Here is a 22,065-nt window from a genome sequence, read left to right as displayed (position 1 = left end):
GCGGGTTTTTTCTTTTTGCGGGCCGGCGTTGGTGACCCCGTTTTTTGGTCTTGGTCTTTGCCCTGTCCGTGGCCCCGCTTTCACGGGGCCGAATCAGGCGACGCGCAGGCTATCCACCACCTTGTGCAGGAAGGTCTCGCACGCGGCAAGCTGATCCAGCGAGACGAACTCGTCGGGCTTGTGCGCCTGCTGGATATCGCCGGGGCCGCACACCACAGCCGGAATGCCTGCGCGCTGGAACAGGCCAGCCTCGGTGCCGTAGGCCACCTTGTTGGTATCGCGGTCGGCGGTCAGCGCGCGTACGAGCTGGGTAATGGCATCGGTCTCGGCGGCATCGAGCGAAGGCGCGGCGGCGATCTTGCTGATGGCCATGCCGGCATCCGGATGCTCGTTGCGCATCTTCGGCAACAGCACATCGTTCGCGTAGGCCTGGATGCGCGCCAGGATCGCTTCCGGATCAACGCCAGGAAGATTCCGGAACTCGAAGACGAATTCGCACTCGGCGGGAATGGTGTTTAGCGCGATGCCACCCTGGATCGTGCCGGTCGAAGCGGTCGTAAACGGCACGTCGAAGGCCCGGTCGTAAGGGCCATTGGCCTTGAACTCGTCGGCAATATCGCGAATGAAACAGATCAGGCGCGCGGCGTACTCGATCGCATTGACGCCCTTAGGGGTCAGCGACGAGTGCGCCGCCTGGCCCTTAACGCAGCACCGGTAGGCATTGATGCCCTTGTGCGCCACGATCACGCGCATGCTGGTCGGCTCGCCGACGATGCAGCCCGCCGGGCGCACGCCACGGTCACGCAGTTCGGCCAGCAGGTACGGCGCGCCCATGCAGCCGATCTCTTCGTCGAACGACAGTGCGTAGTGCACTGGCTCGCGCAGCCTGGCATCAAGGATGGTCGGCAGCAGCGCCAGGCTCGTGCCGATGAACCCCTTCATGTCACAGGTGCCGCGACCGTAGAGCTTGCCGTCGCGCACCACCGGCTTGAACGGGTCGGTGCTCCAGTTCTGCCCGTCGACGGGCACCACGTCCGTGTGCCCGGACAGCACGATGCCACCATTGGTGGCGCCATCGGCTGCGGGAATCGTCACGAACAGGTTGGCCTTGTCGCCCTGCGGGTTGTAGCTCAGATGGGGGCGCAGGCCCTTGGCCAGGAAGTGGTCGCGCACGGACTCGATCAGGCCCAGATTCGAATGGCGGGAAGTGGTATCCATCGATACCAGGCGCTCGGTCCATTCGAGCGCGCTGCCACGCGCGGGGGCATTGGTGGCGGCGGATCGGTTGTCGGGTTGGGCTGGCATGGGGCGTTGAAACGTCTGATTCATTGGGGGTTTGATCGTACACCTGGCCCGGCATCAGGCCAACTGGCGCAGCGTGTGCTTGATGGTTTGCGCGCGGGTAGCCACGTCGGGCATCTTTGCCTCGATACGCAGCTTGTCCTGGCCGGCCAGCTTGATATGCCGATTCTTCTGCACGAGGTCGATGATGCGGATGGCGTCGATCGGCGGATTCGGCACGAACTGCATGCTGACCGTGGCTTCGCCCGCGTCGATCTTGCGTACGCCCAGCGGCGCCGCGGCGATACGTAGCCGGTGCGTCTCGATCAATGCCTGCGCCTGCGAGGGCAGCCGGCCGAAGCGGTCGATCAGCTCCTCCTGGATGTCGTCGACGCGCTCGCCGGCCTCGCAGTTGGCCAGGCGCTTGTAGATCGACAGGCGTTCGTGGACATCCGCGCAGTAATCATTCGGCAGCAGGGCAGGCGTGCCGAGGTTGATCTCTGTAGTGGCGGCCAGCGGTGCCATCAGGTCCGGCTCCTTGCCGGCCTTCAGCGATTTCACGGCGGCATTGAGCATGTCCGTATAGAGCTGGAATCCGATTTCGTGGATTTCGCCTGACTGCTTGTCGCCCAGCACCTCGCCGGCGCCACGGATTTCAAGATCGTGCATGGCCAGATAGAAGCCGGAACCCAGTTCCTCCATCTGCTGGATGGCCTCGAGCCGGCGTTGCGCCTGGCGCGTCAGCCCCTCGACATCATGCACGAGCAGATATGCGTAGGCCTGGTGGTGCGAACGGCCCACACGGCCGCGCAACTGATGAAGCTGGGCCAGACCGAACTTGTCGGCGCGATGGATCAGGATGGTGTTGGCCGTCGGCACGTCGATACCGGTTTCGATAATCGTCGTGCAGAGCAGGATGTTGTCGCGACGCGAGACGAAGTCTCGCATCACGCGTTCGAGTTCGCGCTCGTGCATCTGGCCATGGGCCACGGCGATACGGGCCTCCGGCACCAGTTCGGCCAGCTTGGCGCGCTTGTTCTCGATCGTCTCCACTTCGTTGTGCAGGAAGTAGACCTGACCACCGCGCTTCAGCTCGCGCAGGATGGCTTCGCGGATCACGCCGTCTTCCTCGCGTCGGACGAAGGTCTTGATGGCCAGTCGCTTCTGCGGCGCGGTGGCGATCACAGAAAAATCGCGCAGGCCCTCCAGTGCCATGCCCAGCGTGCGCGGGATCGGCGTGGCGGTCAGCGTCAGCACGTCGACCTCGGCGCGCAGTGTCTTCAGCGCTTCCTTCTGGCGTACACCAAAGCGGTGTTCCTCGTCGATGATCACGAGCCCCAGGCGCTGGAACTTCACCTCATCGGACAGCAGCTTGTGCGTGCCAATCACGATATCGACGGTGCCTTCGTTGATCTGCTTGATCGCGGCGTCGATTTCCTTCTTCGTCTTGAAACGTGACAACTCGACGATACGCACTGGCCATTCGGCAAAACGGTCGGACAGCGTCTGGAAATGCTGCTCGGCCAGCAGCGTGGTCGGCGCGAGCATGGCGACCTGCTTGCCGCCCAGCACCGCCACGAACGCCGCGCGCAGCGCGACTTCAGTCTTGCCGAAGCCGACGTCGCCGCAGACCAGCCGGTCCATCGGCTTGCCCGACGTCATGTCGGCGATCACGGCGGCGATGGCCGCGGCCTGGTCAGGCGTTTCCTCGAAGCCGAAGCTCTCGGCAAATGCCTCGTAGTCCTTGGGCTGCAACGGGAAGGCAAAGCCCTCACGCAGGGCGCGGCGCGCGTACAGGTTCAGCAGTTCGGCGGCCGTATCGCGGATCTGCTGCGCGGCTCGGCGTTTGGCCTTGTCCCACTGGCCCGTGCCCAGCGAATGCAGCGGGGCCGTCTCCGGATCGGCGCCCGAATAGCGCGAAATCACATGCAACTGATGCACGGGCACATAGAGCTTGCTGCCTTTGTCGTAGTCCAGGTGCAGGAATTCCTCGTCGCCCTGGCCCATGTCCAGCGTGACCAGACCCTGGTAGCGGCCAATGCCATGCTCGCTATGCACGACGGGGTCGCCGATCTTGAGTTCGGCCAAGTCGCGCACCATCGCATCGACAGTACTCGCCTGTTCCTGCTTGCGCCGGCCCGAGCGGCGTGCCGTGCCGGCGTAGAGTTCGGCCTCGGTCACGAATGCCATCTGCGCCGACGGCAGCGCGAAGCCGGTCTGCAGCGGTGCCACCGCGATCGAGAAATGCGAATCGCCCGCCAGGAAGGCGGCGAAGTCGTCGACGATCATCGGACGCAGGCCGCTTTCCGCGAACAACTGCAACAGCGTCTCGCGTCGGCCAGCCGAGTCGGCGCACATCAGCACGCGCGTGGCCTTGTTGAGCAGCAGCGATTCCAGGTTGACCAGCGGATCTTCAGCGCGTCGATTGACCGATACATCGGGCAGGTGTCCGGCGAAGGCGGGCGCGTCGGCAGGCGCGGCATCCCGCTGCAGTACCAGTCGCGCCAGCGGCTTTGCGCCGACGAAGAACTGTTCTTCTGACAGGAACAGGTCCGCTGGCGGCAGTAGCGGCCGCTCGCGGTCATGACGCATGAAGTTGTAGCGCTGGGTGGTGTCGGCCCAGAAGCGGCGAATGGCCTCGTCCACATTGCCCGAGAAGGCAAGCTGGGTGCCTTCGGGCAGATAGTCGAACAGCGTCGCGCTTTGCTCGAAGAACAGCGGAAGGTAGTACTCGATACCGGCCGACGGCACGCCATTGCCGATGTCCTTGTAAATCGGCGATTTGGTCGGGTCGCCCTCGAATAGTTCGCGCCAACGGCCCCGGAAGGCGGTGCGCGCGGTTTCATCGAGCGGGAACTCGCGGCCGGGCAGCAGGCGGACTTCCTTGACCGGATACAGGCTGCGCTGCGAGTCGGGATCGAATGCCCGGATGGTTTCGATCTCGTCGCCGAACAGGTCGATCCGGTACGGCAGGGCCGACCCCATCGGATACAGGTCGATCAGGCCGCCGCGCACGCTGTATTCGCCGGGGCGCATCACGGCGCTCACGTGCTCATAGCCGGCCAGCGTGAATTGCGCCTTCAAGGCCGCTTCGTCGAGCTTGGCCCCCTGCTTGAAGAAGAACGTGTAGGCCGCCAGAAACGCGGGTGGCGCCAGCCGATAGAGGGCGGTCGACGCGGGCACGAGCATCACGTCGCACTGACCACCCTGGATGTCGTGCAGGGTCGCCAGACGCTCGGAGACCAGGTCCTGGTGCGGCGAGAAGCTGTCGTACGGCAGCGTTTCCCAGTCCGGCAGCAGACGCACGCGCAGTTCCGGGGCGAACCAGGGGATCTCTTCGGCCAGACGCTGCGCATCGACGGCATGGGCACAGACGACGGCCACCATCGGCGCGCTGCGGCGATGCTGCCGCGCATAGGCGGCAACCGCGAGCGCGTCGGCGGAACCGGTCAGGCCGTTGACGGCATGACGCAGACCCGGTTTGATCAAGGGGAAGCTGGCGAACGGAAAAGCGGCGTGGTTGTCAGGCATTGGCAGCAGAGGCGCTTGAAACGACAACACCCCGCCGGCGTTTGCGAGGGCCCGTTGTTGCCCTGTGACGGGCTGGGCCCGGGCTGTTCACGGGCGAGGATCATGGTTCATGCCCACTGCATCGGCAGTGCCAGATGGCGGCGGGCGAGGGCCGTATTATAGAATGCACCCCGGCCGGTTTGCCGGCCGGTTTCCGATATTCCATCTCCCGCAAATCCGTGTCAGATCGCCGCTTCGCCCTGATTCCCTGTGCCGGTACCGGCAGTCGTGCCGGAGGCCCCATCCAGAAGCAGTACCAGACCGTGGCCGGACGGCCGATGCTTTGGTATGCGCTGGCCGCCTTTTCCGCTTGCGATGCCATCAGCGCCACCGCGCTGGTGCTGGCCCCCGACGACATGCCGCTCGAGTCCCGTTTCGGCGCCGCCGCCTTTGCCGGGCTCCGCTTCGATACAGCGTTCGTCGGCGGTGATTCCCGCCATGCCTCGGTACTCGCCGGTCTCCATCATCTTGGGACCATGGGCGCAGTGGATACCGACTGGGTGCTCGTGCACGATGCGGCCCGGCCCGGCCTGACGCCCGCGATGATCGACACACTTGTGCGCGCTGTCGAGTCCGACGATGCCGCCAGCGAGCCGATCGGCGGCATTCTTGCCGTGCCGGTGCCGGACACGCTCAAGCGTGCCGACGCCGCTGCCCGCATCGGCGCCACCGTGCCGCGCGAAGGACTGTGGCAAGCCCAGACACCGCAGATGTTCCGAATCGGCGTGCTGCGCCATGCGCTGGAGGATGCGCTGGCCGCGGGCGCGGTGGTGACCGACGAGGCGAGTGCGATCGAGCGGCTTGGACTGCATCCGCGCCTGGTGAATGGTTCGCTGCGCAACTTCAAGGTGACATACCCCGAGGATTTCGCGCTGGCGGACGTACTGTTGCGCACTGGCACACCGACTTCCAACACGTGACAAACGTGATCCATCCAGACAAAGGAGCCGCATTGAACCCGTTCGATATCCGCATTGGCCAAGGCTATGACGTTCACGCCCTGGTGCCGGGCCGCAAGCTGATCCTCGGTGGCGTGGACATTCCACACGATCGCGGACTGCTCGGTCATTCCGATGCCGACGCGCTGCTGCATGCCGTGACAGATGCGTTGTTCGGTGCCGCGGCGCTGGGCGATATTGGTCGCCACTTTCCCGATACCGATCCGAATTTCGCTGGCGCCGACAGCCGGGTATTGCTGCGTGAGGCGGTCCGTCGTGTGCGCGAAGCCGGTTACGAGATCGGCAACGTCGACGCCACGGTCATCGCGCAGAAGCCCAAGCTGGCGCCGCATATCAGCGGCATGGTGGCCAATCTCGCGGAAGATCTCGGCCTGCCCGTCACGCGCTGCAACGTGAAGGCGAAGACCAACGAGAAACTGGGCTTCGAAGGAAAGGAGGAGGGGATCGTGGCGCAGGCGGCGGTACTGATCTACCGCCGCAACGGCGACGCCCAGGACTGAGCTTGTCGCCTGAAGTCTGAAATCGCGCCGTTGGCCGTCAGGCCTTCGGCGCTGTAGCTTCCGCCGTTTCGGCGGTGATCGGATAGACGTAGTCGATCAGCCGCGCCATCGCGCCGTGACGCGCGCCAGCTTCCGTGCGTTTCTCGAATCCCATCTGCTGGCACAGACGGTTGGCGGAATCCATTTCCGGCATGGTGCGGCAGACCAGCGTCTTCGACCCGATGTCGCGCGCACGCTGGATGCAGATCTGCATCAGCCGGTGCCCCAGTCCAAGTCCCCGTGCCTGCGGGCTGACCGATAGCAGGCGCGCTTCGGGCTGCGTGAGCGTGACCATACTGCCGTCGAGGGCCGGCACAGTTGCGTCGGGGTGGCAGAACAGCACCGCGCCGCTGATGCCATGGTCGGTCTCCGCGACCCACCATTCCATATCCGGGTTGTCCTTGGCGGCCAGCACGGATTGCATGCCGCGCTGGAACGATGCGCGACAGTCCTCCATGATTTCGAGCTCATATTGCCCGTAGGCATGTTGCGTGACGGCGGCGATATCGCCCCAGTCGTAGGTCGCGGCCAGGCGAAACCGGAAGCGGGGCGAATTTTGCGAAGGCAGGGTGCTCATGGCGGTAACGATGACGTGGCCTTGGGTGGATTGTAGGCCGTCCGGTGCACAAATGCATCGGTACAACGATGTCTGATGTGTGACATTTCCACGATGCGTGCGTATTCACGTTCGCCGCGCAGCAAAGGAAAAGCCGGCGGCACCCGTGAGGGCGCGCGCCGGCTTGCATCCGTCACGCAGGTGATTTACCCGCGTACCTCCCGGATTACTCGGCAGCGATCACATTCGCAGCAGCGCCGATCACCGCGGCGATGCGGCCTACGTCGCGCAGTTGCTGAGCAGTCATGCCTTGCTCGGTCTTCAGTAGTTGGTAGTGCGACTTGATGCAGAAATGGCACTTGCCGATGACCGATGCGGCCAGCGCGTACATCTCGAAGCGCCGCTTGTCCACGCCACCATGGGTGGCATAGGCGTTCATGCGCAGGCCTGCGGGCTGGCTGGCCAGATCGGGGTCCTCGGCCATCTCGACATAGGGATACCAGAGGTTGTTCATCCCCATCAGCGCGGCGGCCGTCAGCGCGCCGTTGACTTCTTCCGGCGACAGCACGTTCGCATTGCGGATGGCATCGACCAGGACCTTGCTCTTGGCGGCAAAAGCGGCCGCAAGCGCCACGCCAACCGCGTCGTTGCCTTCCAGCGACGAGCGTGCAATCGTGCCGTCCACGTTCAGACGGATGTCCTTTGCATAGTCAGGGATCAAATTCTTGATCGTGCTGAGGAATTCCATTTATTTCTCCTATCGTCGAGGGCTCAAAAAACCCGCACGGAGCGGGTTTCGACGTGAAAGGGCGCTGGCCCTTTCACGCTTGATACGCCAGTTTGCTCGAGGCGACTGGCAGGCAGGCCGATTACAGCGTGGCGCCACCAACTGCACGGTTGCACGGGCAGAGTTCGTCCGTTTGCAGACCGTCCAGGATACGCAGGACTTCTTCCGGGTTACGGCCGACGTTCAGGTTGTTCACCGAAACGTGCTGGATCGTGTTGTCCGGGTCGACGATGAACGTGGCGCGCAGCGCAACACCGGCGGCCTGGTCGCGCACGCCCAGTTGATCCACCAGCGAACCGGTCACGTCGGCGAATTGCCACTGGTTCAGCTTGTTCAGGTCCTTGTGTTCGCGACGCCATGCCAGCTTCACGAACTCGTTGTCGGTCGAGCCACCCAGCACGATCGCGTCACGATCGGCGAAGTCGCCGTTCAGCTTCGCGAAGGCCACGATTTCGGTCGGGCACACGAACGTGAAGTCCTTCGGGTAGAAGTAGATGACCTTCCACTTGCCTTCGAACGACTTTTCGGTGATGTCTTCAAACGCCGACTGGCCGTTCTCTTCGTGGTTGTTGAAACCGGGCTTGACGCCAACGACGTGGAAGGCTTCGAGCTTGTCACCAACGGTCTTCATACACTTCTCCTGATACGGTTGAACAGAATGAGGCGCGCATTCGCATGGCGAGTTCCCTGATGCAATGGAAATGTCACTTGTGCGAGTGCAACAAAGGGGGATTATGCGTCGTCGGAGGCGCTGCGGCCAATTGATATTCTCAAACAGCCCGATAGGCAGCGCCTAGGGGGAGAGACGAAGCACGGGGGAGTATGCCATGCGCGGACGCGCCTGACGGGGACACCGTAGAAATTCAGAGGGATCTGAAACGGGTCACGCCGCCTTCACGCTTGCCTGCTATGCGATTTGGCAGGAATGTGAAGGCGGCGTGTGGCGTCAGGTGACGCGCGATACGTGCCACGTGATGTTATGCGGCGCTCAGCGCGGACTGCTCGCGACGTGTGCGGAAGATGATGATCGTGGCAACCAGACCGCATGCGGCGGCGAACATCAGCCACAGACCCGGCGCGGCCTTGTTGCCCGTGGCGTGGATCAGGTAGGTCGAGATCGCTGGCGTAAAGCCGCCGAACAGTGCCGTGGCCAGGCTGTATGCCAGCGAGAAGCCGGCGGTGCGCACGGCGGGCGGCATGACTTCGGTCAGCGTGACGACCATTGCGCCGTTATAGCTGCCGTACAGGAAGGAGAGCCACAGCTCCACCATCAGCAGGCGTTCGAACGACGGGGCGGCCACCAGCCACGAAACGGCGGGGTAGGCGGTCACCAGCGTGGCGATCGTGAAGAACACCAGCAGCGGCTTGCGGCCAATGCGGTCGGACACCGCGCCCATCAGCGGCAGCCAGATAAAGTTCGACAGGCCGACGCACATCGTGACGATCAGGTTGTCCACGTCGTCGAGCTTCAGCACGGTCTTGCCGAAGGTCGGCGTGTAGGCGGTGATCATGTAGAACGACACCGTGGTCATCACCACCATCATGCAGCCGGCGATGATGATGCCCCAGTTGTCGAGCATCGAACGATAGATCTCGTTCACGCTCGGACGATGCTTGCGCGTGCGGAACTCCTCGGTCTCCTCGAGCGAGCGGCGGATGATGAACAGGAACGGCACGATCAGGCAGCCGATCAGGAACGGCACACGCCAGCCCCAGCTATCCATCTGCGCCGGCGCCAGTGTGGCGTGCAGGATCACGCCGAGCAGGCCCGCGAAGATCACGGCTACCTGCTGGCTGGCCGATTGCCATGCCACGTAGAAGCCCTTCTTGCCGGGCTTGGCGATCTCGGACAGATACACCGATACACCGCCCAGTTCCACGCCTGCGGAGAAGCCCTGCAGCAGTCGTCCGAACAGGACTAGCAGCGGCGCGGCCACGCCGATCGCCGCGTACCCTGGCACTACCGCAATGAGCAGCGTGCCGGCCGCCATCAGGATCAGCGTGAGGATCAGGCCTTTGCGACGCCCGTGGTGATCGATATAGGCGCCCAGGATGATGGCGCCCAATGGTCGCATCAGGAAGCCCGCGCCGAACGTGGCCAGCGAGAGCATCAGCGATGCGAATTCATTATCCGAAGGAAAGAACGTACGGGCGATGGCTGCAGCGTAAAAGCCATAGACCATGAAGTCGTACATTTCCAGGAAGTTGCCGCTGACAACGCGGAACACGGTGCGGAATCCGTGTTGTGACTGGGTAGTGCTGGACATGGCTGTCTCTCGATCACCGCCGGTTGACCGGCGGTATGTTTTCGGTGTGGGCAGCCAGGGCGTTTGGGGTTGCGGCAGGTGGTGCCATGGCTAGGGATGCAACGGTATGCATCGGACCTGTCGATGGGCGGAAGTGTGCGCTGAATCGCTGTCAATCGCCTGTCAGCGAGCTTACAAAACCCTATCGTTTGCTGTCGAAAACCTGTCAATGCGCCGCATCGAATACATTCGCGGCGATTTTCGCGAGATGGCGCTCAGGCGCGCCGGAAGATTGCGCTGACCACCAGCCCGGACTTGGGCGCCGGACGGTTGGCAAGGACCAGCCTGCCGCCGTTGCGCTGCAGGATGCGGTTGACGATGGACATGCCCAGGCCGGCCCCCTTGGCCTCGCTGCGGGCGGCGTCGAGCCGGTAGAACGGGCGCGTCAGCAGCGACAGTTCTTCGTCTGGCACGCCCATGCCGTTGTCCGCCACTACCAGCAACGCATCCTTGTCCTCGACGCGCGTGGAGATCTCCACTTCGGCCATGCCGGTCTCTTCGTCCTTGGCGTAGCGCCGCGCGTTCTCCACGAGGTTGTCGAGAATGCGCTGGATTTCCATGCGGTTGGCCATGGCCATCACCGGGCCGTTCGATCGCACGTGGATGCGCACGTCGTCATGCGCGGCATAGACGCCGACGGACTCTTGCACGAGCGTCGACAGATCGACCGGTTCCACGACTTCCTGCCCTGGCCGGGCATAGTTCAGGAACTGGCCGATGATCGCGTCCATCTGTTCGATGTCGGCGATCATCGCGTCGCGGGTGACGTTGTCCACGGGGGACATTTCGGTTTCCAGCCGCAGGCGGGTGAGCGGCGTGCGCAGATCGTGCGAGATACCTGCCAGCATCACTACACGGTCGTCATCGAGCTGACGCAGGTCGTGCACCATCTGGTTGAAGCTGCGGTTGGCCTGCGCCACTTCGCTTGCGCCCTGTTCGCGCAGCGGCGGCGGATCGCCACCGGACCCGATCTGGCGCGCGGCGTTGGCCAGTCGTTTGAGCGGATAGTTGACGCGCGCGGTGATGAATGCCGCGCCGATGATCGACAGCATCAGCGCCGCGATACTCCACCAGAGCCACTGGATGCCTGGCACGCGCTCGAATCGTTCTGGGCTGATGGCGACCCAGTAGTCGTCGCCTTCGATTTCGAAGCTGACCCACACGCCGGGAATGTCGTTGACCGTGGTCGCGATGACCGTGTCTTCGCCCAGGCGGCCGCGAATCTCCTGTTGCACGAGTTGTGTCAGGAACGGGTTGGCCGTGGGCGCGGCGAAGTCATCGTCCTTCTCGCGCGGATAGACCTTGATGCCCTCGTTCTGGACGAGGTCGAGCAGAAGGAACCGGCGACGAGCCGGGTCCGAGTAGAGCAGGGCCGCGCGGGTGAGCTTGACCACGCTGACTACCTGCATGGCGATCTGCTGGGCACGCGGCGCGCGTTCGAAGAGCCGGTAGCTCTGGAACCAGATACCCAGCGAGATCGCCAGCAACAGGGCGATCAGCATGAAGGTTCGCCAGAAGAGCGAACCAAAGAACCGCGTTGCGGTACGGCCGAGAGCGGTCGCCACGATGAAGCTGTGAGGTGCGACCGGAATTACTTCACGCCATCGGGGATAAAGACATAACCCAGGCCCCAGACCGTCTGGATGAAGCGCGGGTTACCCGGATCCGGCTCGATCAGCTTGCGCAGGCGAGAAATCTGCACGTCCAGGCTGCGGTCGAAGACTTCGTACTCGCGGCCGCGTGCCATTTCCATGAGCTTTTCGCGCGAGAGCGGCTGGCGTGGGTGGCGCGCGAAAACCTTGAGCACCGAGAACTCGCCCGTGGTGAGCGTGATTTCCTCGTCGTTCTTGGTCAGCGTACGCGTGGCCAGGTTGAGTACGAAATCGCCGAAGGCGAACGTTTCCGGGGTTTCCGACGGGGCGCCAGGCACTTCGGCGGGACCCTTGCGGCGCAGCACGGCGTGAATCCGCGCGATCAGTTCACGCGGGTTGAAGGGCTTGGGCAGATAGTCGTCCGCGCCCATTTCCAGGCCGACGATACGGTCCACGTCCTCACCCTTGGCGGTGAGCATGATGATCGGGGTCTGGTCGTTGGCGCCTCGCAGGCGGCGGCAGATGGAAAGGCCGTCCTCGCCCGGCATCATCAGGTCCAGCACCAGCAGGTCGAAACGCTCGCGCAGCCAGAGCTTATTCATGGCCGTGGCGTTTTCCGCCACGAGGACCGTGAAGCCCTGCTCGCCGAGATAGCGGCGTAGAAGATCGCGCAGGCGCGGGTCGTCGTCCACGACGAGAATCTTGTGGCTGGTATTTTCCATGGCGGTATCTTAGCGACTATCGCTTTCGCTCAAAATGGCTTAACAAAACGTTACATACTTTACCCTGTGGTATGGCGGCGTGCACCTTTTGTGCATTTACACTCCGCAAACCGTATTCCTGATGCCGATTTTTGGTCCAATTTCAGGAACGGCCACCACGGGCATCCCGCGCCCCTTGTCGACGGCAGGGGCCACGCAGCCTCCCCCCAGTTGATGCTGGATGGCAGGCGGTCGGGGTGCCGTCGAAACCGCCATTATCCAATGAAAGTGAAGCGAATCCGGCCTGGGCATACCCTGCGGCGCGCGACGTACGCGCGAGCAGCATGTCTGGCTGGCCTGACCCTGCTGATTACGGCTGCATCCGGCGTGGCGCTGGCCCAGTCGGCGGGTATGGCACATCTGCTTCATACATCGAAAAGCCAGTCCTCATCCAGCGCCCAGGGCGGCAACGGCCAGGCCTCGGAGCGAGGTCGCCCGTCCGGCCGGCGGTCAGACAAGGCCGAGTCCGAACGGGACATGGCGGACCGCGCCACGCGGCAGGGGCAGCGCGGTGGCAATCCACGCCTGTCGCCCGACGAGCGCAAGACGTTACGCAAGAATCTCTACGATCTCAGCCGCGAGATGTACCAAGGCGGCTGAGCAACCGCTTCAGAGTGATCCTGGCGTGGTTGCGCGGCTTTGCCGTACCGCCCCCCCCAGGCCCCCCCCAGGCCCCCCCCAGGCCCAGTCCGCTCAGTCTTTCACCCGGAAATGCCGCAGGAAGTCCACGAAGACTTCGGCTGCCTGTTGCGCGTCTTCCTCGGTGATCGTCTCGAGCGGGTTGTGGCTGATACCGCCATTGCCGCATCGGACGAACAGCATCGCCACATCGATGATGCGGTGCATCATCATCGCATCGTGGCCTGCGCCTGAAGGCAGTTCGAACACTTCATGGCCACGCTTTTTCAGCACCGCGCCGAATTGATCCATCAGCCAGCGCGCGCAAGGCGCATTGTTGACCGGCGTCACGCGCTCCACGCTGGCCTTCAGGCTGCGCTTTGCGGCAATCCGCTCGATCCCGGCGACGATATCGGCGATGGCGGCCTCGCGGATGCCGTCTTCGCCGGCGCGAATGTCCATCGAGAACACGCACGCGGCCGGAATCACGTTGCTTGACCCGTTCGGCACCTGAAGCTGGCCCACCGTTCCCACCAGCGTCGGCACCTGGGCGCAGCGAGACTCCACGAGCAGGATCATTTCGGCGGCACCCGTCGCGGCATCGCGGCGCATATCCATCGGCGTGGTGCCAGCGTGGCTGGCCAGGCCCTCCGCGCGTACCTGGAAGCGGCTGCTTCCGGCAATCTGGGTCACGATGCCGAGCGGCAATCCGCGATTGAGCAGCACCGGGCCCTGTTCGATATGGACTTCGACAAAGCCAGCCAATGTCGACGGATCGACCGCCGCAGCGCGCAAGGCGTCGATGTCGCCGGCGCCGGGCAGGCCGGAGTCGGCCAGCGCCTCGCGCATCGTCACGCCATCCACGTCAGCGCGGTCGAGCAGCGCGGGGTCGAAGCGTCCCGCCAGCACGCTACTGGCCAGAAAGCTGGTCTTGAAACGCAGGCCTTCTTCCTCGGCAAATCCAACCACTTCGAAGTGATAGGGCAGGCGGATGCCGGCATCGCGCAGCGCGCCAACGACGGCAATTGGCAGCAGGATGCCGAGCCTGCCGTCATAGCGGCCGCCATTGCGCACCGTGTCGAAGTGCGAGCCCGTCATCAGCACCTTCGGATTGGCCGTGGCCGAATCGGCGGCGTAACGGCCAATCACGTTGCCGATCGCGTCGATCCTTACCGTCATGCCGGCATCCTCCATCCACCGTGCCAACTGCGCTTGTGCCTGGCGGTGGGCGGGCGTCAGAAAGGCGCAGGTCAGGCCATCCTCCATATCCGAGAAGCGGGCAAGGGCTTCGGCGCGTTCGAGGATCGACTGGCCGAGGGAAGGGGTGGCGATGGTCATGGCGTCAACGACAGTAGGGCAGAAAGCAGAAAGGCAGAAAAGCAGAACGAAGCCGGGGGTTAGCCATTCTTCAGCCAGGTTTTCCAGGCAATCCAGAGCTTGCGCATCGGCGTCAGATCGATGCGCTGGTTCAGGACCTGGAAGTCGCTGGCTTCGATTTCGTCCAGAAGAGCGTGCTGAATGGCCGCGAAGGCCAGCTGGGCACGCTGAGACCGACGATCGGCGCGTGGCAGTGCGGCCAGTGCCTCGCCATACAGCGCGCGGGCTTGCGTGGCCTGTTCCCGCATCAGCGCGACAAAGCGGTCCGAATGGCGCGACTGGAGGATGTCCGCGGCGGGCACTTCCAAGCGTTGCAGCGTATCGACGGGAATATAAATGCGGCCGTGGCGCGCATCGCCACCGATATCCTTCACAATGCGCACCCGCTGCAAGGACAGCCCAAGCTGTTCCGCGGCGTCGAGCGTGCGTGGGTCGGTGTGGCCAAGCACGCGGGCCGTCAGCTTGCCGAACGTGCCGCCCGAGGCGCGGCAGTATCGAAGCAGGCCGATCTCGTCCAGATAGCGCGATTGCGCCAAATCCATCTCGGTGGCGGCGAGCATCTCGGCCATTTCGGCCTGCGGCAGCGCATCCAGATGCGGCTGCAGCGCCTGGCTGACCGGGTGGGCTGCCCCCCCGTCGTACAGGCGGCGCAATTCCGCGCGCCACCAGTCCAGGCGCTGATGGGCTACGCCGGCGTCATGGTTCTCGTTGACGATGGCATCGAGTTCCTGGCGCCAGGCTTGCAGCGCGGTCAGGGCGTTGCGGCGGTCGGAGGGGAGAAGCAGGCTACTGTAGTAGAAGCTGGAGCCGCTCTGGGCGGCCTTGTCCTGGCAATACTGATCGGGCGTCACGCCAATCTCTTTGAATGTGGGGCGGCGGGGGCGGCGCCAAAGGCGCGGATTGTAGCACCGGGCGAAGCCGCCGGCGCCTTCAGGCGCCCGCTGACGCTCGCCTGCGGACCTTTCGTCGCACGATACTCCTGTTCGTCATCCGCCGTTTGACGCACTCGAGGGTGATCAGTATATTACTGACCGGCCAGTTATTAATTTCTTCCCTTGGCCCCAGGCATCCGCGCAGATGCCTGAAAGTTATCCCAAAGACGCATTCCAGAGAGTCGCTCGCCGTCAGGCGAGGGCCACCGGCTGCACCCGTTCCACCGACCAGATATCGCTTGTCCATGCCAGTGCATTACGCCGGGCCGGAAGTTGCGGCCGTAGACGCTGAAGTTCGTTCTCTCGCGCCGCTGCCGGAACGTCGGCGCGGACGCCGTGCCGCCCGGCCCATCGCCGCGGGGCTGGCCATGCTTGCGCTTTCGACTGCCTTGATGCTGGCTGGCTGCGGCAAGCAGGCGGAATCGGTCGAATACGTGCGGCCGGTGCGGTTGCTGCAACTGAACCCGGCAGGGGGCAAGACGGCCTTTGAATTCTCCGGCGAGGTGCGCCCGCGCGTGGAGTCGCGCCTGGGTTTCCGCGTGGGCGGAAAGATCGCCGCCCGTCTGGTGGACGTGGGTGCCACTGTGCGCAAGGGTCAGCCGCTGGCCCGCCTTGATCCGACCGACCTGGGGCTGGCGGAAGCCGGCGCGCGTGCCCAGTACGACGCGGCCAAGACCGACCGCGATCTCGCGGCGTCCGATCTCAAGCGCTACAACGAACTCGCGGCCAAGGGATTTATCAGTGCCGCCGAGCAGCACCGCCGCCAGGCCACCTACGATTCGGCCGCTTCGAAGCTGGAGCAGGCCCAGGCCAATCTGCGCAATCAGGCGAACCAGACCGGCTATGCGGTGCTGACCGCCGACGCCGATGGCGTGGTGACCGCGATCGACACCGAGGTGGGGCAGGTCGTTACACCGGGCCAGCCGGTGATCCGTGTGGCGCAGACGGCCGAGAAGGAAGTGGCGATCGGCCTGCCGGAAGATCAGGTCGACATGCTGCGTGGCATTACCGAAGTCACGATTCGCACCTGGTCGGAACCGGATCGCGTGCTGCCGGGACGGGTTCGCGAGATTTCCGCAGCTGCCGATACGGTGACGCGGACGTACCCGACGCGTGTCAGCGTGCCCAATCCGCCGGCTGACCTGCGCATCGGCATGACCGCCGTGGTGACCTTTGTCCGATCTGGCGACAGTGCCGCGATTCGCATTCCGCTGACGGCCCTGCTGCAGAACAACGGCAGCAATCAGGTCTGGGTCTATCAACCGGATTCCGGCGGCAAGGGCACGGGTGGCACGGTCAACCCGGTGCCGGTGATGCTCGGCAACGCCGACGGCAACCTGATAGAAGTGCGAAGCGGTCTGAAGCCGGGTCAGGTCATCGTCACGGCGGGTGTGCACCTGCTCAGGCCGGGGCAGAAGGTCAGGCCGATGCAGAGCATCGCTCCGGCGCAGCCGGCCTCGAATCCTGGCGCGCCGCTGGCCGCGCTGGATAGGCGCCTGGGCTGAGGGCGGCGCATGGACCATTCCCGCTTCAACCTGTCGCGCTGGGCGCTTGAGCACCAGCCGCTGACCCGCTACCTGCTCGTTGTGCTGCTGCTGGGCGGCCTGTTGGCCTTCTTCCAGCTCGGGCAGGACGAAGATCCGCCGTTCACGTTCCGCGTGATGGTCGTGCAGGCGCTCTGGCCCGGCGCTACCGCCGAGCAGATCGCCGTGCAGGTGACCGACAAGATCGAACGGCAGCTTCAGGAAGTGCCATACGCGGACAAGATCCGCAGCTTCTCGAAGCCGGGCGAGACCACGGTGATCTTCCAGCTGGCCGACAACGCGCCGGCCAAGGACACTGCGCAGATCTGGTACACGGTGCGCAAGAAGATTGGCGACATCCAGCCGACGCTGCCACAGGGCGTGCGTGGGCCGTTCTTCAATGATGAGTTCGGCGATGTGTACGGCTCGATCTATGCGCTGTCGGCCGACGGCTTCACTTACAAGGAACTGCGCGAGTATGCGGATCTCGTGCGGCAGGAGATGCTGCGCATCCCCGCCGTGGCCAAGGTGTCCCTGCTGGGGCTGCAGGACGAGAAGCTCTATGTCGAGTTCAATCAGGCACGCTTCGCGCAGCTTGGGCTGGACATCAATGCGATCGCCAACCAGATTGCCGAGCAGAACAATCCCACCGGTAGTGGTGTCCTCGTGACGCCAACCGACAACCTGCAGATCCGCATCACCGGGCAGCTTGGCGGGGTGGAAGACCTGAAAAACCTGGTCCTGCGCGGGCCGAACGGCATCGCCAACATTCGGCTGGGCGACATCGCGCACGTCTATCGCGGGTATGTCGATCCTCCGGTGAGCCGGATGCGTTTCAACGGCAAGGATGTGATCGGCCTGGGTATTTCGATGGAGAAGGGCGGGGACATCATCGCGCTGGGCAAGGAACTGCGCCGCGTGGTCGATGGCCTGCGCAACCAGTTGCCGGTCGGTATCGAGATGGATCAGGTCCAGGATCAGCCGCAGGCCGTGAAGCACTCGGTGGGGGAGTTCGTGCGGGTGCTGATCGAGGCCGTTGTGATCGTGCTGGGTGTGAGCTTCGTCTCGCTCGGGCTCCATACGCGGCCGTTACGGCTCGACGTACGTCCCGGACTCGTGGTGGCGCTGACGATTCCGCTGGTGCTGGCCGTGACGTTCCTGTTCATGAACATATTCGGCATCGGGCTCCACAAGATATCGCTTGGCGCGCTGATCATCGCGCTGGGCCTGCTGGTGGACGACGCGATCATCGCCGTCGAAATGATGGTGCGCAAGCTGGAGGAAGGCTTCTCCAAGATGGAGGCCGCCACGTTTGCCTACACGTCCACGGCAATGCCGATGCTGACCGGCACGCTGATTACGGCGGCGGGCTTCCTGCCCGTGGGGCTGGCGCGCTCGACCGTTGGCGAATACACGTTCGCGATCTTCGCCGTGACGGCGCTGGCATTGGTGTTGTCCTGGCTGGCGGCGGTCTACTTCACACCGTACCTGGGCTATCTGCTGCTCAAGACGCGCCCGAGCGACGGCGGCCATCATGAGGTGTTCGATACGCCGTTCTACGCGCGCTTCCGTGCGCTGGTGAACTGGTGTGTCACGTGGCGCAAGACCGTGATCGTGGTCACGCTGGCGGCGTTCGCGCTGGGGCTGTTCGCGTTCAAGTTCGTTGAGAAGCAGTTCTTTCCCGATTCGAGCCGCCCCGAGTTGATGGTCGAACTCTGGATGCCGGAAGGCACGAGCTTTGTGCAGACCGAAGCCGAAGCCAAGCGCTTCGAAGTGGCGATGCGGCGCGACAAGGCCGTGGGCAGCCTGACCACGTTCATAGGTACTGGCGCGCCGCGCTTCTACCTGCCGCTGGACCAGATCCTGCCGCAGTCGAACGTGGCGCAGCTGATCGTGATGCCGGCGGACGCGGAGCAACGCGACGTGCTGCGCAAGCGCATCGAGCAGGTGCTGGCCGCGGAGTTCCCACAACTCCGGGGCCGTGTGAAGCTGCTGCCAAACGGGCCACCCGTTGCCTACCCGGTGCAGTTCCGGGTGATTGGTCCGGATGCCGCCGGGGTGCGCAAGGCGGCGGATCAGGTGCGGGCCATCATGGCAGCCAATCCGAACACGGTCGGCGTCAACGACAACTGGAACGAGAACGTGAAGATGCTGCGTCTCGAGCTTGACCAGGACAAGGCACGTGCGCTCGGTGTGACCACCAACGCGATTGCCCGCGCCACGCAGGCGGTGCTGACTGGCGTGCCGGTTGGCCAGTATCGCGACGCGGACAAGCTGATCGATATCGTCATGCGCACGCCGAAAAGCGAGCGCGACACGATGTCGGACCTGAACAACATCCTGGTGCCGACCAGCACGGGCCGCGCCGTGCCGCTGACGCAGGTGGCGCGCGTGACGCTGAAATCAGAGCCCGGCGTGCTCTGGCGCGAGAATCGTGACTTCGGCGTTACCGTGCAGTCCGACATCGTCGATGGCATCCAGGGGCCGACCGTGACCGCGCAGATCGATCCGAAGCTCGACGCGATCCGCGCCAGCCTGCCGCCCGGTTACCGCATCACGATCGCGGGCGCGCAGGAGGAAAGCGGCAAGGCCGGCGCGTCGATCGCCGCGCAACTGCCGCTGTGCATTTTCCTGATCTTCACGTTGCTGATGCTGCAGTTGCACAGCTTCTCGCGTTCGGTGATGGTGTTCCTGACCGGCCCGCTGGGCCTGATTGGCGCGGCGGCGACGCTGTTGCTCCTGCACGCGCCGATGGGGTTTGTCGCCCAGTTGGGCATTACCGCGCTGCTGGGTATGATTATCCGCAACTCGGTGATTCTGGTTGATCAGATCGAGCAGGACATCAAGGCGGGCATTCCGCCGTGGCAGGCCATCGTCGAGTCAGCGGTGCGTCGGGCCCGCCCGATCATGCTGACCGCCGCAGCGGCGGTGCTGGCGATGATTCCCCTGTCGCGTTCGACGTTCTGGGGGCCAATGGCCGCCGCGATCATGGGTGGCCTGATCGTCGCCACGGTGCTGACGCTGTTGTTCCTGCCCGCGCTGTACGCGGCGTGGTTCCGTGTCCGGGCCCCGGAAGGCGGGCAAGGGGTGATGACGAACTGAGGGTTTGGGGGGCTGGCAGCAGGCCGCTACGGCCTGCGCTTCTTCCATTCGTAGTCGGGCGGCGGGTCAGCCGCGCCCGGCTTGCCGACCGAGTTCGGATTCTCCGAGCAGAGCGTGACAAAGCTGACCGGCTCGCCGGCAAACTGGCGACGTCGCAGCGCCTCCGCGAACTGCAGTGCATCCTTGAGTGCATCGCCGGGGAACGATTGCGCGTGCGGCGCCAGACCGTCGGCGGTGGCCTCGGTCCAGTAGATCATGTACATACGGGGAGCATCTCCAGCTTGGGTGGGCCCGACAGTGGGACCGCGATGCCGGCATGTTAGCGCGCGAGGAGATAGGGCGCGAGGCGCTAATGCACGAGGAGCCCGATCAGGCCAGCCAGGTGCGAATGACCAGTGCGCTGCCTGAAAGCAATACGATCACGTTCACCACGCGAAGGAACTGCTCGCGCGACATGCGCAGCGTAATCTGGCGCCCGGCCCACAGCCCAGCGATCATCGCCGGCGCCAGTGCCACCGCAAGCTTCAGCAGTTCCGCGCGCGCGTAAACGCCCGCCAGCAGGAACAGCACCAACCGCGTCAGCGTGGACAAACCAATCAAGGTCGATTGGGTGACACGCATGGCGTCCTTGTCGAGCCGGCTCGACAGATAGATCGCGTACAGAAAGCCACCGCTACCGAACATTGCGGAGCAGATGCCACCGACCAACCCGAACGGCACGGCGGCGGATGAGGGAAGTCGCGTGGCCGGCCGCTTGCCGAGCAACGACCAGATCGCATACGCCGTGACGAAGACACCCAGCACGGCGGGCAGCAGGTCGGCGCGTATCCGCAGCAGCAGTGCCGCGCCGATCAGGCTGCCAATGAGCAGGCACGGCACCAGCCGCCGCAACTCGGTACGATCGGCGGCGTGTCCGTCGCGTGCCAGGTTTAGAAGTGCCGCCGAGCAGTCCATTAACGCCAGAAGTGGCACGATCTGCGCGACGGGCATCACATAGGCCAGCACAGGTGCTGCCATCAGCGCCGTGCCGAATCCGGCGATGCCGAAGATGACGTACGCCACGGCCAACGCGGCGCTCATGGTGGCATAGGCGGGCAGGGAAACGTCGGGAAGCAGGGCGGACAGGTCCATCGGCGAGGCGGGGATTGGGAGAGGATTCAGCGTAGCGCCGCGCGACGGGCCGAGCGATCGCAAATGCCGTGCGCTGCCATCGCAAATCGGCATGGCAGCCAAAGTCAATGAAGCGCGTGGCACACTCATGCTTATGACGCCCTCCCTGAAGCAGTTGCGCTATTTCGTCGAGATTGTGGACGCAGGCAATTTCAGCCTGGCGGCCGAACGGCTGTTCATCGCCCAATCGGCGCTGAGCCGGCAGATACGTGACATGGAAGCGACGCTGCAGGTGGAACTGCTGGTGCGCAAGCCTCGGCACGTGGAGCCGACGGCGGCGGGGCAGGCATTCTACGAATCGGCGCGCCGCATTCTGTCCGACCTCGCCGGCGCAGCCGTGCAGGCCCGCCAAGTGCAGCGCGGTGGGGCCGATGCGATACGCCTGCTCCATTCGAGTTCGGTCGTGCTGACGCCGCAGCGTTGCGGCTGGTTGCATCGCTGGCAGTCCGACCATCCCGCCGCCCGCTTTGAAGTTGCCCAGGCATCGTCGGAGCAGCAATCGGTCGACATCGAGGAGGGCCGTGCCGACCTCGGGTTGGCGCGTGATCCGGTACTGCGCCGCTACCCGAACATCCAGATCGATCCGATGGCCGGGGAGCGGCTGGTCGTGGCTGTCTGCGCCGATCATCCGATGTCGCGACGGGAATCGCTGACGCTGAGTGCCTTGCGAGAGATGCCGTTTGTCTCGCTGCCGCACCCGGAGCGGGGCGGGCTCAGCTACCGCGTGGCGCAGCTTTGCCAGGCGAGCGGCTTCTATCCAACGGCGGCCGGTGCGATTTCGCGCAAGCTTTCGCAGCTATCTCTTGTGGCGGCGGGCTTTGGCGTAGCCGTGGTGCCGGAATCGATGCAGTGGTTCGGGCCCGATGGCGTCCGGTTGGTGCCACTGTCCGATGCGGGCGCGACGACACGTGTGGTACTGCTCTCCCGCCGAGATGCGCCCGAGCCGGTGGCGGCGCTCCGTACGCTGGCGCTGTCCGCCGGCGCCGCCTGAA

General features: G+C 64.4%; 18 protein-coding genes. 6 read left to right on the top strand and 12 right to left on the bottom strand.

All coding sequences use genetic code 11. The annotated features are described in order from the left end of the window. Positions 1 to 93: 93 nt before the first annotated feature. A complete protein-coding gene (gene argE, locus RMET_RS09805; protein WP_029307725.1) occupies positions 94 to 1,305 on the bottom strand; it encodes an acetylornithine deacetylase in 1,212 nt (403 codons plus the stop codon). Between the two features lie 54 nt (positions 1,306 to 1,359). Then, positions 1,360 to 4,812 carry a transcription-repair coupling factor gene (gene mfd, locus RMET_RS09800; protein ID WP_008651552.1) on the bottom strand — a complete coding sequence of 1,151 codons (3,453 nt, stop codon included), beginning with the start codon at positions 4,810 to 4,812 and terminating at the stop codon, positions 1,360 to 1,362. A 134-nt stretch (positions 4,813 to 4,946) separates the two neighbouring features. Between mfd and ispD the strand changes: the two genes are divergently transcribed. Together ispD and ispF are read left to right on the top strand one after the other, a co-directional pair. Then, entirely contained in the window at positions 4,947 to 5,771 is an 825-nt protein-coding gene (gene ispD, locus RMET_RS09795; RefSeq protein WP_008651553.1) for a 2-C-methyl-D-erythritol 4-phosphate cytidylyltransferase, read from the top strand. 32 nt (positions 5,772 to 5,803) lie between these two features. Then, positions 5,804 to 6,310, top strand: a complete 507-nt coding sequence (gene ispF, locus RMET_RS09790) for a 2-C-methyl-D-erythritol 2,4-cyclodiphosphate synthase (RefSeq protein WP_011516680.1) — start codon at positions 5,804 to 5,806, stop codon at positions 6,308 to 6,310. Between the two features lie 37 nt (positions 6,311 to 6,347). Here the strand turns inward: ispF and RMET_RS09785 are convergent, their stop codons facing one another. The 6 genes from RMET_RS09785 to ompR all read right to left on the bottom strand — a co-directional run bounded on the left by RMET_RS09785 (position 6,348) and on the right by ompR (position 12,312). Beyond that, positions 6,348 to 6,926 carry a GNAT family N-acetyltransferase gene (locus RMET_RS09785; protein WP_011516679.1) on the bottom strand — a complete coding sequence of 193 codons (579 nt, stop codon included), beginning with the start codon at positions 6,924 to 6,926 and terminating at the stop codon, positions 6,348 to 6,350. Positions 6,927 to 7,131: 205 nt separating this feature from the next. Next, a complete protein-coding gene (locus RMET_RS09780) occupies positions 7,132 to 7,653 on the bottom strand; it encodes a carboxymuconolactone decarboxylase family protein (RefSeq protein WP_011516678.1) in 522 nt (173 codons plus the stop codon). A 121-nt stretch (positions 7,654 to 7,774) separates the two neighbouring features. After that, positions 7,775 to 8,323, bottom strand: a complete 549-nt coding sequence (locus RMET_RS09775; protein WP_008651557.1) for a peroxiredoxin — start codon at positions 8,321 to 8,323, stop codon at positions 7,775 to 7,777. Positions 8,324 to 8,669: 346 nt separating this feature from the next. Continuing rightward, positions 8,670 to 9,959 carry an MFS transporter gene (gene tcuC / locus RMET_RS09770; protein ID WP_011516677.1) on the bottom strand — a complete coding sequence of 430 codons (1,290 nt, stop codon included), beginning with the start codon at positions 9,957 to 9,959 and terminating at the stop codon, positions 8,670 to 8,672. Positions 9,960 to 10,213: 254 nt separating this feature from the next. Then, positions 10,214 to 11,563: an ATP-binding protein gene (locus tag RMET_RS09765; RefSeq protein ID WP_011516675.1), complete on the bottom strand. Its 1,350-nt coding sequence runs from the start codon at positions 11,561 to 11,563 to the stop codon at positions 10,214 to 10,216. Positions 11,564 to 11,589: 26 nt separating this feature from the next. Then, positions 11,590 to 12,312, bottom strand: coding sequence for an osmolarity response regulator transcription factor OmpR (ompR, locus tag RMET_RS09760; protein WP_006576352.1), 723 nt, complete (start codon positions 12,310 to 12,312; stop codon positions 11,590 to 11,592). Positions 12,313 to 12,573: 261 nt separating this feature from the next. Between ompR and RMET_RS09755 the strand changes: the two genes are divergently transcribed. Continuing rightward, complete coding sequence (locus tag RMET_RS09755; RefSeq protein ID WP_017513458.1) at positions 12,574 to 12,951, top strand: hypothetical protein; 378 nt, start codon at positions 12,574 to 12,576, stop codon at positions 12,949 to 12,951. Positions 12,952 to 13,044: 93 nt separating this feature from the next. On the opposite strand, the gene RMET_RS09750 is transcribed toward RMET_RS09755, so the two are convergent. After that, the gene (locus RMET_RS09750) at positions 13,045 to 14,307 is read right to left on the bottom strand and encodes a Zn-dependent hydrolase (RefSeq protein ID WP_011516673.1); all 1,263 of its coding nucleotides are present in this window, start codon (positions 14,305 to 14,307) and stop codon (positions 13,045 to 13,047) included. Positions 14,308 to 14,366: 59 nt separating this feature from the next. Next, positions 14,367 to 15,197 (bottom strand): presqualene diphosphate synthase HpnD, encoded by an 831-nt coding sequence (hpnD, locus tag RMET_RS09745; RefSeq protein ID WP_011516672.1) that lies wholly within the window; start codon positions 15,195 to 15,197, stop codon positions 14,367 to 14,369. A 326-nt stretch (positions 15,198 to 15,523) separates the two neighbouring features. Here hpnD and RMET_RS09740 point away from each other — a divergent pair, with 326 nt between their 5' ends. Both RMET_RS09740 and RMET_RS09735 read left to right on the top strand, forming a co-directional pair. Continuing rightward, positions 15,524 to 16,783 (top strand): efflux RND transporter periplasmic adaptor subunit, encoded by a 1,260-nt coding sequence (locus RMET_RS09740; protein ID WP_035822548.1) that lies wholly within the window; start codon positions 15,524 to 15,526, stop codon positions 16,781 to 16,783. A gap of 9 nt (positions 16,784 to 16,792) precedes the next feature. After that, positions 16,793 to 19,903, top strand: coding sequence for an efflux RND transporter permease subunit (locus RMET_RS09735; protein WP_011516670.1), 3,111 nt, complete (start codon positions 16,793 to 16,795; stop codon positions 19,901 to 19,903). Positions 19,904 to 19,929: 26 nt separating this feature from the next. Here the strand turns inward: RMET_RS09735 and RMET_RS09730 are convergent, their stop codons facing one another. Both RMET_RS09730 and RMET_RS09725 read right to left on the bottom strand, forming a co-directional pair. Then, a complete protein-coding gene (locus RMET_RS09730; RefSeq protein WP_008651565.1) occupies positions 19,930 to 20,166 on the bottom strand; it encodes a hypothetical protein in 237 nt (78 codons plus the stop codon). Between the two features lie 106 nt (positions 20,167 to 20,272). Continuing rightward, positions 20,273 to 21,127 carry a sulfite exporter TauE/SafE family protein gene (locus RMET_RS09725; protein WP_011516669.1) on the bottom strand — a complete coding sequence of 285 codons (855 nt, stop codon included), beginning with the start codon at positions 21,125 to 21,127 and terminating at the stop codon, positions 20,273 to 20,275. Here RMET_RS09725 and RMET_RS09720 point away from each other — a divergent pair. Beyond that, positions 21,126 to 22,064, top strand: a complete 939-nt coding sequence (locus RMET_RS09720) for a LysR family transcriptional regulator (RefSeq protein ID WP_011516668.1) — start codon at positions 21,126 to 21,128, stop codon at positions 22,062 to 22,064. The genes RMET_RS09725 and RMET_RS09720 overlap by 2 nt on opposite strands. Position 22,065 lies beyond the last annotated feature (1 nt).

The organism is Cupriavidus metallidurans CH34, from assembly GCF_000196015.1.
GTDB lineage: Bacteria > Pseudomonadota > Gammaproteobacteria > Burkholderiales > Burkholderiaceae > Cupriavidus > Cupriavidus metallidurans.
This window is presented reverse-complemented; position numbering and strand designations above follow the sequence as displayed.